We start from the raw sequence: 13021 nt of genomic DNA on the forward strand, positions 1-13021 counted from the left end.
CCTCAGTTCGTAGTGACCGACAGGCCGAGGCTCTTGAGGTCGGGGAGGGTTCTGCGTTCCCCTTCGCGCAGCGCGCCGAGGATGCTGCCGCTGCCCGCTCCCGCCTTCGCGAACCCGTCCTCGACGGAGGTGATCGTGGACGTCATGCGCGGCCCCCATTCCCAGTTCGGGGAGATCAGCCCGGCGGACTGCTGGAAGAGGCCGAAGATGTCCTGGCCGGAGTAGTAGGCGGTGTCCATCTCCTTGCGGGCCACGGGGACCAGTGCCGGTACGGCGGGGAAGGCGCTGCTGATGCCGCTGGAGAGCTTGGCGCGCAGGGCGTCCGGGCTGGTCACCATCCAGGTGATGAACTCCAGGGCTTCCTTGGGGTGTTCGCTGTCCTTGGTGACGGCGAAGGTCGAGCCGCCCTGGGTGCCGAGGGAGGGGTGGGCGGGGTCCCACTGCGGGAGCGGGGCGATCGCCCACTTGCCCTTGCCGCCGGGTGTGGAGTTCATCAGCGAGCCGGCCGCCCAGGCGCCGGCCATGTAGCCGACGGTCTCGCCGCTCTGGAGGTGGGCCCGCCACTGCTGGCTGTCCACCGGTTCGACCCGCACCAGGTCCTGGTCGACCAGGCCCTGCCAGTACGCGGCGACCTTGCGGGTCGGGGCGTCCGTCATGGTGATGTGCCAGGTGTCGCCGGCGGTCCGGAACCAGCGGGCGCCGGCCTGCCAGGCGAATCCGGCGAGGTGCTGGGAGCCGTTGGTGAAGAAACTGGCCATCCGGGCGCCGGGGTCGGCCTCCTTGAGCTTGCGGGCCGAACTCTCGAACTCCGCCCAGGTCTTGGGGACCGGGATGCCGTACTTCGTGAAGACGTCCTTGCGGTAGAAGAACATCATCGGCTCGATGTCGACCGGCAGGGAGTAGATGCGGCCGTCGAGGGTGGTGAGGTCGAGGGCCTGCGGGAGGAACTTGCGGCGCACCGAGTCGGGCAGCAGGTCGGTGAGGTCGCGGGGCACGCCGTCTATGGCGTAGCCGGGCAACTGGGGGTACTCCATGGTGGCGACGTCGGGGGCGTTGCCGGCCCGGGCGGCGTTGCTGACCTTGGCCCAGCCGCCCTGGGGGCCGGAGGGGACCTGTTGGTAGTCGACCCGGATCCTGTCCTGGACGCGGTTGTACTCGTCCACGACCTGCTGGGTGCCGCGCAGAGCCGACCAGAAGGTGAGGTGCACGGGCCCGCTCCCGGCGGTGTCGCCGCCGCCCGAGGAGCAGCCCGCCAGGAGCAGGATGACGTTGGTGAACAGTGCGGCGGCGGCCAGGCGTGCGCGTCGTCGACCAGGCATGGACCCTCCCGCGTCTTCGCTGAGTCAGGGAAATCCTGTGCGCGAGACGAAAAAGGCGTCAAGAGACCGAACAGAAGAAACCAAATCGGTCAAACGAACAAACCGGTCTCAGGATGTGCCGAGGAGGGCCGTGGACTCCCGGACCACGAGCGCCGGGAGCAGTTCCACGTGGCGGGTCGGGCCGGGCCGCAGTCCCTCGCGGGCCGGGTCTAGCCGGCGCAGCAGCAGGCCGAGGGCCGTCCGGCCGAGCTCGGTCTTGGGCGGGGCCACGGCCGTCAGCGGCACCGGCGCCATGTCGGCGACCACGTCGTTGTACGCGACCACCGAGCAGTCGCCCGGCACGTCGATGCCGGCGGCCTGCAGTCGTCGCACCAGCACCAGCGCGTCCATGTCGCTGTGGATGAGCGCGGCCGTCGCGCCGGCCCGGCGCACCGCCTCCACCAGGTCCGCGGAGCGCGGGTCGGCGGCGGAGGGGTCCGGGCCCGCGGAGCGCGAGCTGAGGAGCGTGGGGCATCCCTCGGCCAGGCCGCGGGCGGCGGTCTGGGCGGCGAACTCGGCGCGGATCACCCGTGCGGTGGGGCTGTCGTCGCGTGCGGCCAGGACGATGCGCCGGTGGCCGAGCCCGGTGAGGTGTTCCAGCGCCAGGTGCACTCCGTAGGCGTGGTCGGAGCGGACGCAGTCCAGCGGGTAGATGGCGCTGGTGCGGGCCGGGCGCCGTTCCACGAGGACGACGGGGACTTCGAGGGCGGTGAGCCAGGAGTGGTCCGCGTCGGTCTCCTCCGCGCGGGTGCGCCAGTGCGGCGACAGCAGCAGACCGCGCGCGCCGCCGGCGAGCGCCTGGCGGACCGCCTCGCCCTCCGCGCCGTCGTCGTCGGCCGCGATGTGCAGCTCGAGCCGGAGCCCGGCCTTGCGGGCGGCTTCGCGGGCGCCCTGGACGGCCTCGGTGAGGTAGGTGTTCCGCTCGGGCACGATCATGGCGACCGCGTCGCCGTCCGGGGCGCTCTCGTCCGGCACCGGTCGCAGCGAACGCGCCACCCCGTGCCCCCGGCGCACCTCTCCGCGCTGGGCCAGCTCTTCGACGTCCCGGCGCACGGTGACGACGGAGACACCGAGTTCGTCGGCGAGATCGGTGATCCGCGCCACCCCACGCCCCCGCACCAGCTCCGCGATCCGGGACTGCCGCTTCTCCGCCGACTCCCGCATGCCCCACCGCTTTCGAACGAACGCCCGCGTCGCGTCCCATTCTACCGATCATTCGATCAAGCGATCAATCGGGGGGCGCCGGAGAGCGCGCCCCTGCCCACTCGGGGCAGGCCGTCACAGGCTTGCGAGGAGGGCGTCCAGCGGGGCGGGCACCTGGTCGGGGGCGAGGGCTTCGACCAGGAGGCGGCCATAGCGGATCTTGCGGCCCTTCTTCGTGCCGATGAAGCGCCGCAGCTGCTGGTGCCGGGGACGACCGTGCTGGGCGGGCTGCTGCACGAAGGTCTGCCAGGCGCGCAGCTCGCCCTCGGACCGGACGATCCGCTCGATCCGCGCCGGGCCCAGCGCACGGATGAGCTCGTCCTCCAGGTCCGCCGCGCAGACGAAGACACCCGGGCGGGGCGCCCGGTCCGGATCGAGGCTCCGGTCGAAGAAGGGCTTTTCGCGCTCGTCGCACAGACCGACCAGGCGCAGACCGAGACCGGACGGCCCGAGGAGCCCCGCGTAGCGGCCGACGCTCATCGCCCCGCCCATCGACACCGCGCACACCCCCTCGGCCGCCAGATCACGGCCCCGCCCCGAGGCCAGCGCCTCGACGGCGGCGAGATCGCTCAGCCCTTCCAGCAGGACCGCCGTGTGCACCCCCAGGACCTCCGCCAGCTCCCTCGCCCGCTCGCCGGAGCCACCGGCCGCCCAGCCTGCGACCTCGTCCCGGAACATGCCGATGTCGACCATGCCGGGGAGTCTGCTACGTCCGCCGACGGCGGCGCACGCGAAATTCGAGCGCGGGTGCCTCGGAGCCGGTGGGCCCGACCCCGAAGGCCCCGAGCGCTCGGGCGTGACTCGACCGATGATCCGGCGACGGCCCACGACGACCACCGTCCCGGGAAGGAGTCAGTCCGGCTGCCGACGGGCCTGCTTGACCTCGCGGTCGACCGCCCAGGCGTCGGCGACCGGCCCGAGGTGGGCGAGCTTGTCGGGGTTGATCACCGAGCGGATGGCCTGGATCTGCCCGTCGAGTACGTCGAGCGCCAGGGTGTGGAGCACTCTGCCGTCCCGGTCGCGGAAGACCGCGCCCGGCTGGCCGTTGATCTCCCGCGGCTCGAACGTCACGTCGATCCTGGCCATCCGGGGGAAGACGGAGGCCAGCAACCGGGCCACCTTGCCGGCCCCGACGACGGCACCGGCCAGCTGCGGCGCCTTGCCACCGCCGTCGCCGGCCATCGTCACATCGGCGGCGAGCAGGTCCCGCAGACCGGCGACGTCGCCTTCACGGAGGGCGTCGAAGAACCGCGACGCCAGTTCCTCCCGTTCTTCGCGGACCGTTTCGAAGCGGGGCCGCCCGGCCTGCATGTGCCGCCGCGCCCGCACCAGCAACTGCCGGCATGCCGGCTCCGCCCGCCCCACCGCCGCGGCGACCTCGTCGAACCCGAAGCCGAACACCTCCCGCAGCACGAACACCGCCCGCTCCAGCGGGCTGAGCCGCTCCAGCAGCAGCAGTGCCGCCATCGACACCGAGTCGGCCAGCTCCACCGACCGCGCCGGGTCCTGGTACGGGTCGCTCAGCAGCGGCTCGGGAAACCACGGGCCCACGTATTCCTCCCGCCGTACCCGGGCGGAGCGCAGCACATCGATCGAGACCCGGGTCACCACAGCCGACAGGAAGGCCCTCACCGACTCGGGCCGGGTGGACGAGCCGTCAAAGCGCAGCCAGGTCTCCTGCACCGCGTCCTCGGCCTCCGCCACACTGCCCAGAATCCGGTAGGCGATCGAGAACAGCAGTGGCCGCAGCTCCTCGAACTCCTCGACCTCGCTCACGCCGTTCAGTGGAACTGCCCGGCCTCGTAGCTGCCGGCCGGCTGACGGGTGATGATGTTCAGCCGGTTCACCGTGTTCATGAAGGAGACCAGAACCACCAGGGCGGTGAGCTGCTCCCCGTCGTAGTGCTTGGCGGCGTTCGCCCACACCTCGTCGCCGACCCCGCCGGCCGCGTCCGCGACCCGCGTCCCCTGCTCCGCCAGTTCCAGCGCGGCGCGCTCGGCCTCGGTGAAGACCGTGGCCTCCCGCCATGCCGCGACCAGGTTCAGCCGCACCGGGGTCTCGCCCGCGGCGGCGGCGTCCTTGGTGTGCATGTCGATACAGACGGCACAGCCGTTGATCTGGCTCACGCGAAGCGCCACGAGTTCCCGCGTCGCGGCGGGCAGCGCCGAGTCCCTGAGCGCCTTGCCCGCCGACATGAAGTACTTGAGGGCCCTGCCCGCGGTCGGGTCGGCGAAGTAGTCGAGTCGCGCGTCCATGGAGTGCTCCCTCTGCTGTCGTCGGTGTCTACACCCCTGAGACGAGGTGGCCCCGCGTCCTGTGACACGGCCGGTTCTCCGGCGTCCCGCAGAGGCTGAAAAGCGCGGTCCGGGCGGGTCGCCGTCAGCCGGTGGTGGGGCGCCAGGTGGTCTCGGCGTCCCGGGCCGTGGGATGGGTGGGGAACACCTGGTCCAGGCCGACGATGCGGAAGACGCGGCTGACGCGGTCGGGGACCGCTGCCAGGGCGATGCCCGCGTCGGCCGCCAGGGCGTGGTTGCGGGCGGCGATCAGCACGGTGATGCCGCTGGAGTCGCAGAAGGTGAGGCCGCCCAGGTCGAGGACGAGCTGCTGGCCGGCCCGCAGGCCGAGGCCGGGCAGCGCCGCGCGGAAGTCGCCGACGGTGTCGTGGTCCAGGTCCCCGACGAGTTCGATGACCACCCCGGCAGGGGTGGCCCGGGTGTGCAGGGTCAGGGACGGGGTCACGGCCGCTCTTCACTGGGGGGTCGGGGCACGTGGATGGCCAGGACGGCGGTGTCGTCGTCCACGCCGGTGCCGAAGGTGGCGAGCAGGTCACGGATCGCGCCCACCGTGTCCGCCGCGGTGGTGGGGGCCAGCGCGCGGGCGAACGCGAGGAGGGCGTCGTCGCCGTAGCGTTCGCCGTCCCCGGTGCGGGCGCTGATGTGGGCTTCGGTGAGCCCGTCGGTGTGCAGCAACAGCGTGTCGCCGGGCGCCAGATGGATCTTGGTGGTGGCGATCTGGGGATCGGGCAGGACGCCGATGAGCTGGCCGCCGGGGGTGGGCAGGTAGTCGGCCGTGCCGTCGGCGCGCAGCAGCAGGGCGGGAGGATGGCCGCCGCTGGCCAGAACGACGTGGAAGCCGCCCCGGTCGGCGTCGGGGGCGAGGTGGCCGAAGACGACGGTGCAGAAGCGGGGGTCGTCACCGTTGTACTCGTGGTTCAGGACCGTGTTCAGATTGCCGAGGACCGCGGCCGGGTCGGGGTCGTAGACGGCGGCGGCGCGCAGGGTGTAGCGGGTCAGGGAGGTGACGGCCGCGGCGGCGGCGCCTTTGCCGCACACATCGCCCAGGAACAGCGCCCAGGTACCGGCCGCCAGTGGGAACAGGTCGTAGAAGTCGCCGCCGACCTGGTCGGCGGAGGCGATGTGGTAATACGCGCAGACGTCGAGGCCGGGCACGTTCGCCAGGGTCGGCGGCAGCAGGGTCTTCTGCAGGGTGGTGGCCAGGCGCTGTAGGCGCTCCCGCTCCTCTTCGGCCGCCTTGCGGGCACGCAGCAGCTCGATTTCGTAGGCGCGGCGGTCGCGGGCGTCGAAGACCGTGCTGCGGATCAGCAGCGGCTGCCCGTCGCTGCTCGTCTTCACCGTCGAGGTCACCAGGACCGGCAGCCGGGAGCCGTCGGCGGCCATCAGCTCCAGCGCGATGGCGCGGACCTCGCCCTGCATCCGCAGCAGCGGGGCGAGGTGGGTCTCGTGGTAGAGCCGGCCACCGGCGGTCAGCAGGTCGGAGAAGTGCCTGCGGTCCACGAGGTCACCACGCCGGTAGCCGAGCCAGTCCAGCAGGGTGGTGTTGACCTTGGCGATCCGGCCGTCCGGCAGGGTCGACAGATAGCCGCAGGGCGCGTGTTCGTACAGGTCCTCGGCACTGTCCTCCAGCAGTGCGGAGAACTCCGCCTGCTCGTCCGCCGGCCCGTCGCCTCCTTGCGGGCCGCTGTCGTCCTCGTGGTGGGCCCTGCCCGTCACCGGACGTTCCCCGCGAACCCGGCGATGGCCGCGGCGGTCTCCTCGGGGGCGGCCAGATGTATCGCCCTGCGAGATTGGGGACAGTGCCCCGGGCGCCACATGTTCCGGTCGCACCCGAGACCGTGCGCCGGCATCACCACCGGCGCACCGGACCGCCCGGTCACCGTCACCTGGTTCCTGTGCCGCACGTCCATACGGCCCATCCTCGCAGACGGCACACCGACACCCCTGGCGGCACCGGTCACCGCCGCCGGACGGCGGCCCGGTCGGCGTCGCCGCCTGCACCCAGCAGGCCGGTGGGGCGCAACGGCTCCCCGGCCTCCAGGCGGGGCAGCGCGTGCCGGGTCAGCCGCAGGACGAGGGGCGGGAGCGCGGCCCGGGCCACCTGGGCCAGGCGCAGCGACGCGGGAACGTAGACGGCGGTGCGCCGGTGCTCCACGGCATGTGTCAGGCGGGCGGCAACGGCGTCGGCCGGGTGGACACGCCGGGCGGGCGGCGGCATGTGGGCACGCAGTTCCCGCAGCACCGGGTGGCGGCCCGCGTCGCGGATCATGTCCGTGTCGGTCCAGCTGAGATAGGCGATGCCCACGGCCACACCGAGGTGTGCCACCTCGGCGCGCAAGGAGTGCGCGAAGGCTTCCACGCCGGCTTTGGAGGCGCAGTAGGCACTCATCATGGGAGCGGCGCCGATCGAGGCCAGCGAGGCGATCTGGAGGTGATAGCCGGCGGTCAGCACGAGGTCCGGCAGGAATGCCCGGGCCGTCTGGGCGCTGCCGACCAGGTTCACGTCGATCACCCGGCGCCAGTTCGCGGGGTCCGACAGGGCGAAGGGGCCGCCTTCGGCGATTCCCGCGTTCGCCACGACGACCGAGGGCGGACCCAGGCGTCCGCGAATCTCTTCGGCGGCATCGCTCAGAGCCGTGCCGTCGGCGACATCGGCCGGGATGGCCAGTGCCGTGCCCGGCAGCTCGGCGGCCGCGGCCTCCAGTGCCGGTCCGTCGTGGTCGAGCAGGGCCAGCCGCGCACCTCGTCGGGCAAGTGCGTTCGCCAGCGCCGCTCCCACGCCGCGTGCCGCACCGGTCACCACGACGGTGCGGTCCTTGACGGGGCTGTCGTCCACGGCTCGTCCCTTCCGCTTCCCCTGCTTCCCCAGAACCCCACGCCTACGGCTCCGCCGGGTCGCAGAGAGGGCGTCAGCGGGGAAACCCTGGTCCCCCGCCTCGCTTCACAGCCAAGTGCCCATCGCGGAACGGACCAACCGGACACGCGCGCCGCCCGGCCCGGTCTCGCGGACAGGTCCTGTCGTCCGCTCGGTTCCCGTCAGCCGAGGTCGGGGAGCGGGCGGCGGGCGACGTCGTGGGCGTCCTGCGGTGGGACGCCCAGCATGCGCAGCAGCATCTCGGCGAGGTTCGAGGCGGCCTCGTCGCCGTCGAGTTCCGGGCGGGCGAACCGCAGCTCGACCAGCGCCAGCAGGGATCCGCCCAGGGCGGTCAGCGCGACGGTCGGGTCGGTGATGGTGAAGCGGCCGGTGGCGATGCCGGCCTCCAGGTCGCGGACGGCGCGCGGGGCCAGGCCCGAGTCGGCGTGGATGTGGCCGAGGCCGCGGTGGCGCAGGACCTGCATCAGTTCGGGCCGGGAGTCGGCCATGCGCGCGCTGAGGCGGAAGCCCGCCGCGACGAGCTCCGCGGGGTCGTCGATGCCCCGGAGGTGTTCGTCGAAGGCCTGGCCGAACTCTTCGAGGGCGTCCCGCACCGCCGCGTCGAACAGCTCCGCCTTGGACTCGAAGTGGTTGTAGAAGGAGCCGAAGCCGACGTCCGCGCGCTCGGCGATCGCCTGGATGCTGGCGCTGGTGTCCCCGCTCTCGGCGAGGATCTGCCGGGCCGCGCGGACCAGCGCCTGGCGGGTCTCGGCGCGCCGCCGTTCGAAGCGGTTGCGGGGCATGGCTGACGTCGACATGCCGGGGAGTCTAGCAACGGCAACATCAGCACTCCAATTCTGATGAATCGATCAGTACATCTCTGAGGAATTCATCAGCCACCTTGGCGTCGACTATTGACGATCGATGCGTCAAAGCTGATGATTTCATCATTAGTAATGTCGCTTGGAGGACCCCATGTCCAGAACCCGCGTCACCGCGGCCGACGCCACCGACGTCAGAACGGCCCATCAGGACCTCCACAGCGAGCGGGGCGCCCTGCGCGGCGAGCACCCCGGCCGGTCCCGGAACCCCGTGATCAAGGTGGCGGACCTGGCATGGCTGGAGTTCGAGAAGCCCGACCTGGCCCGGGCGGAGGTCTTCGCACTCGACTTCGGCTTCTCGGTGGCGGCCCGTACCGCGGACGCGCTGTGGCTGCGGGGCACCTTCGCGGGCTCGCCCTGCATGGTGATCCGCAGGGGCCGTCGGTCCCGCTTCATCGGGCCGGCGTTCCGCGCCGCCGACCCGGCCGACCTGGACCGGCTGGCCCGCGCCACCGGCACCGATGTGCGCAACGCCGACGTGCCCGGCGGCGGCCGTGCGGTCACCCTGCTCGACCCGTCGGGCTTCCCGGTCCGGGTCGTGCACTGCGCGCAACAGTTGCCGGAGCTGCCGGGACAGCAGCCGCTGCCGCTCAACTTCGGCACCGGTCACCGTCGTACGAATGCCGCTCAGCGCCCGCCGCGCGAACCGTCCCGGATCCAGCGGCTCGGCCACGTGGTACTGGAGACAAGGGTGTTCGGCCGTGCGCTGGACTGGTATCTGGACACGCTCGGGATGATCGTGTCCGACTTCCTGTTCCTGGACGGCCGGCGCGACCGCGGCCCGACGATGGCCTTCGTCCGGTGTGACCAGGGCGGCCTGGCCGTGGACCACCACACGCTGGCCATGCACCTGGGCCCGGGCAACGGCTATGTCCATTCCGCCTACCAGGTGACCGACCTGGACTCGATCGCCGCGGGCGGGGAGTACCTGGCCGAGCGCGGCTACAGGCGCAGTTGGGGCATCGGCCGGCACATCCAGGGCAGCCAGCTTTTCGACTACTGGCGCGACCCCGATCACCTGATGCTGGAGCACTTCGCCGACGGCGACCTGTTCTCCTGCGACCTCGAGCCCGGCTGGGCGCCCATGTCGGCCGGCGGCCTCGCCCAGTGGGGGCCGCCTGCCACCCGCGACTTCCTCGGCGCCGGCCCCTCTCCGCGGCGGATCCGCGACGTCGTCCAGGCCCTGCGCGGGGACAACGAAATGGATCCGGCGCGCCTGTTCGGCCTGCTCAAGGCCGCGAACTCCTGACCCCTTCGCGCACCCTCGCCCCTCCCCCCTCGCCCCTCCCCTCTCTGACGAAGGCACTGACATGAGCACCAACGTCCTGCGAACCGCCGACGGCTGGTGGGTGGTTCGCGACGCGCACGCCGTCCGCATCGACACCGAGGCCGTCACCACCGCCGAACTGCTGGCGGACCGAGCCGCCGTCGGCGAGGCCGCCGCCTCAGGGGAGGCGGGCACTCCCGTCGCCGACCTGGTCGCCCTCTCCCCCGTCACCACCCCCTGCCGTGTGGTCGCGCAGATGGTCAACTACCGCAGCCACGCCCGTGAGTCGGGCTTCACCGGCGACATCCCGCCCGCCTTCTTCCGCAAGGCGTCCGGCTCGGTGAGCGGCCCCGGCGACGCGATCGTGCGGCCGTCGCATGTGAAGTTCCTCGACTACGAGGTGGAACTGGGCCTGGTCATGGGGGCGCCGCTGCCCGTCGGCACCGTGGTCGAGGAGCGGGACCTGCCCTCGTACGTCGCCGGGCTCGTGATCACCAACGACGTCAGCGCGCGTGACGTACAGCTGACCAAGACGCAGTTCTACGAGAGCAAGTCGTACCCGACCTTCACACCCACCGGGCCGTACCTGGCCCTGCTCGAGCCGGCGGACTTCGCCCGTCTCCTCGACCTGCGGCTGAAGTTGAGCGTCAACGGCGATCCGCGCCAGGACCGCACCCTCGCCGACATGATCGTCCGTCCGGCGCGGGCACTGACGCTGCTGGCCCGCTTCCAGACCTTGGAGCCCGGCGATCTGCTGCTGACCGGCACCCCCGGCGGCACGGCCCTCAGGGCTCCGGCGAAGGCCGTCGAGAAGATCGGCTCGCTGCTGCCGCCCGCCCTGAAGTGGAAGGCGTTCTTCAAGAGCCAGGCCAGGAACCCGCACTACCTGCACGCGGGTGACGCGGTCACCGTCTCCATCGCCACCCCGGACGGGCGCATCGACCTCGGCGAGCAGCGCACCCCCGTGACCGACGCGAACCGACCGACGCGCACCGAGATCGAAGTGAGCCGCACATGACCGTCGAGCCCGCCTCGGCAGACGTACCCGTGTTGATCGTCGGCGCCGGCCCCGTGGGCGTGACCGCCGCCCTCCTGCTGGCCCGGCATGGGGTGAGGACCGCCGTCCTCGAACGCCACCGCGATCTCTATCCCCTGCCCCGCGCCGTCGCCACCGACGACGAGGTGCGCCGTATCCTCCAGGCCGCCGGCGTCCAGGAGGAGTTCGCCGCGATCGCCCGCCCCGCGCGCGGGCTGCGGCTGCTGGACGCCGGGCACCGGGTGATGGCCGAGTTCCCGCGCGCCGCCGAGGGCACCCACGGCTTCCCGCAGACCAGCATGTTCGACCAGCCCGAACTGGAACGGGTGCTGCGCGACGCCCTGGCCCGCACCCCCGAGTGCGAGCTGCGCGGCGGGGTGGAGGTCCTCGGCGTCCAGCAGGACGGCGACGGTCCGGTCCGGGTGACGTACCGCGACGCCGACGGTGAACATGTGCTGTGCGCGGACGCCGTCCTCGGGTGCGACGGCGCGGGCGGCGTCACCCGCGACGCCATCGGCACCGGGTGGGAGGATCTGCGCTTCGAAGAACGCTGGACGGTCGTCGACGTGCGCACCGGCCTCCCGGTCCGCTGCTGGGAAGGCGTCGAACAGATCTGTGACCCCGAGCGCCCGGCCACCTTCATGCGCATCGGGGAGGACCGCTACCGGTGGGAGTTCCGGCTCCGGGACGACGCGGAACTCGATCACGAGCGGCTGCGGGAGCTGATCGCGCCCTGGGCGGACCCCGGGCACGGCGCCGACTTCGAACTGGTGCGGCAGGCGCGGTACACCTTCCGCGCCCGCATCGCCGACCGCTGGCGTCGCGGTCGGGTCTTCCTCCTCGGCGACGCGGCGCACCTCACGCCACCGTTCATCGGACAGGGTCTGTGCGCCGGCCTGCGCGACGCCCACAACCTGACCTGGAAGCTCGCCCGCGTGCTCCGGCAGGGCGCAGACGAACGGCTGTTGGACACGTACGAGACCGAGCGCAAGCCGCATGCCCGGCACGTCATCCGGCTCGCGGTCGCCATGGGCTGGGCCATGACCGGCGGCCAGGACGGCGCGGCCTTCGTCCGCCGCGGTCTCCTGGGCGCGGCCGTCCGCATTCCCGGCCTCGGTGCGGCGGCCGCCCGCGACCTCAGTCCTGCGCTGACCGCCGGGCCGCTGGTCCCCCGTCGCCGCCGCTGGGGCGGCCGGCCTCTCGTGGGTGCCTTCTGTCCGCAGCCGTGGGTGAGCGTCGACGGACCGCGCACCCGCCTGGACGAGGTGCTCGGCGACTCCTTCGCCGTCCTGGCCGGCGTACCGCTCTCCCCCGCCCCGAAGGCGGTCGTCGACGGCCTCGGCGCCCGGATCCTGCCCGTGGCGGAGCTGGGTGACGACGGCCGGCTCGGCGACTGGCTGCGCGCGGGGCGGGCAGACGCCGTGCTGCTGCGGCCGGACCGCGTCGTCCTCGATGTCGTCCCCGCCGGCGGCCGCGACTTCACGGCCACGGCCGCCTGGGCCTCCCTGCTGCACACCACCCGAAGCCCTCTTCCCTCCCCACGGACCGCCCCGAAAGGCCTGTCGAGGAGCACGACCCGATGAACACGCCGTACCCCTGGGTCCGCGAGCACGTCGGCGAGCACGTCCTGCTCGCCTCCGTCAGCGGCGGCACCGACATCGTGTCCGGCTTCGCGGGCTCGGCGCCCACCACCCCGGTCTGGGCGGGCGAACTGTCCGCGCCGCACCTGGGAGTGACGCCGGCCGCCTACGACGCCGAGGGCCTCCCGGTCACCGGCCGGGTCGGCGAACTGGTCGTCACCCGCCCGATGCCGTCGATGCCCCTGTACTTCTGGGACGACCCCGACGGCACCCGCCACCGCGAGGCCTGCTTCTCCTCCTACCCCGGCACGGCGACTGGATCACGGTCCCGGACCACGGCTCGGTCATCGTGCACGGCCGCTCCGACTCCCCCCTCAACCGCAACGGCGTACGCCTGGGCAGCGCCGACATCCACGACGTCGTCGAACGGCTCCCCGAGATCGCCGAGGCGCTCGTCATCGGCGCCGAGGAGCCGGACGGCGGCTACTGGACACGCCTGGACACCGGCTGCGCCTCCGGCCGCTTCCGCGGGCCGGACGGCAAGGTCC

The 13021-nt window shown here is 72.6% G+C and carries 12 protein-coding genes and 1 pseudogene; 4 read left to right on the forward strand and 9 right to left on the reverse strand.

Annotated features, from left to right (window positions below; genetic code table 11):
- Positions 1-2: 2 nt before the first annotated feature.
- The 9 genes from ABT057_RS00270 to ABT057_RS00310 form a co-directional block, all read right to left on the reverse strand.
- A complete protein-coding gene (locus ABT057_RS00270; RefSeq protein ID WP_352339847.1) occupies positions 3-1319 on the reverse strand; it encodes an ABC transporter substrate-binding protein in 1317 nt (438 codons plus the stop codon).
- Between the two features lie 108 nt (positions 1320-1427).
- Entirely contained in the window at positions 1428-2522 is a 1095-nt protein-coding gene (locus ABT057_RS00275; RefSeq protein WP_352339849.1) for a LacI family DNA-binding transcriptional regulator, read from the reverse strand.
- A 114-nt stretch (positions 2523-2636) separates the two neighbouring features.
- Entirely contained in the window at positions 2637-3254 is a 618-nt protein-coding gene (locus ABT057_RS00280; RefSeq protein ID WP_352339851.1) for a TOPRIM nucleotidyl transferase/hydrolase domain-containing protein, read from the reverse strand.
- Between the two features lie 159 nt (positions 3255-3413).
- On the reverse strand, positions 3414-4337 hold the full coding sequence (locus tag ABT057_RS00285; RefSeq protein WP_352339853.1) for an RNA polymerase sigma-70 factor: 924 nt from the start codon (positions 4335-4337) through the stop codon (positions 3414-3416).
- 5 nt (positions 4338-4342) lie between these two features.
- Positions 4343-4816 carry a carboxymuconolactone decarboxylase family protein gene (locus ABT057_RS00290; protein WP_352339855.1) on the reverse strand — a complete coding sequence of 158 codons (474 nt, stop codon included), beginning with the start codon at positions 4814-4816 and terminating at the stop codon, positions 4343-4345.
- 124 nt (positions 4817-4940) lie between these two features.
- On the reverse strand, positions 4941-5300 hold the full coding sequence (locus ABT057_RS00295; protein ID WP_352339857.1) for an STAS domain-containing protein: 360 nt from the start codon (positions 5298-5300) through the stop codon (positions 4941-4943).
- The gene (locus tag ABT057_RS00300; RefSeq protein ID WP_352339859.1) at positions 5297-6571 is read right to left on the reverse strand and encodes a PP2C family protein-serine/threonine phosphatase; all 1275 of its coding nucleotides are present in this window, start codon (positions 6569-6571) and stop codon (positions 5297-5299) included. The genes ABT057_RS00295 and ABT057_RS00300 overlap by 4 nt, the downstream gene beginning before the upstream one ends.
- 241 nt (positions 6572-6812) lie before the next feature.
- Entirely contained in the window at positions 6813-7691 is an 879-nt protein-coding gene (locus ABT057_RS00305) for an SDR family oxidoreductase (RefSeq protein ID WP_352339861.1), read from the reverse strand.
- Between the two features lie 200 nt (positions 7692-7891).
- Positions 7892-8527 (reverse strand): TetR/AcrR family transcriptional regulator, encoded by a 636-nt coding sequence (locus ABT057_RS00310; protein ID WP_352339863.1) that lies wholly within the window; start codon positions 8525-8527, stop codon positions 7892-7894.
- A 157-nt stretch (positions 8528-8684) separates the two neighbouring features.
- On the opposite strand from ABT057_RS00310, the gene ABT057_RS00315 reads away from it, so the two are divergent.
- The 4 genes and pseudogenes from ABT057_RS00315 to ABT057_RS00330 all read left to right on the forward strand — a co-directional run.
- On the forward strand, positions 8685-9839 hold the full coding sequence (locus tag ABT057_RS00315) for a VOC family protein (RefSeq protein ID WP_352339865.1): 1155 nt from the start codon (positions 8685-8687) through the stop codon (positions 9837-9839).
- 61 nt (positions 9840-9900) lie between these two features.
- Positions 9901-10875, forward strand: coding sequence for a fumarylacetoacetate hydrolase family protein (locus ABT057_RS00320; RefSeq protein WP_352339867.1), 975 nt, complete (start codon positions 9901-9903; stop codon positions 10873-10875).
- The gene (gene mhpA, locus ABT057_RS00325; protein WP_352339869.1) at positions 10872-12476 is read left to right on the forward strand and encodes a bifunctional 3-(3-hydroxy-phenyl)propionate/3-hydroxycinnamic acid hydroxylase MhpA; all 1605 of its coding nucleotides are present in this window, start codon (positions 10872-10874) and stop codon (positions 12474-12476) included. The genes ABT057_RS00320 and mhpA overlap by 4 nt, the downstream gene beginning before the upstream one ends.
- 8 nt (positions 12477-12484) lie before the next feature.
- A pseudogene (locus tag ABT057_RS00330) lies at positions 12485-12993 on the forward strand (acetoacetate--CoA ligase); the annotation flags it as partial.
- Between the last annotated feature and the right edge of the window lie 28 nt (positions 12994-13021).

The organism is Streptomyces sp. NPDC002588 (genome assembly GCF_040295925.1).
Lineage (GTDB): Bacteria > Actinomycetota > Actinomycetes > Streptomycetales > Streptomycetaceae > Streptomyces.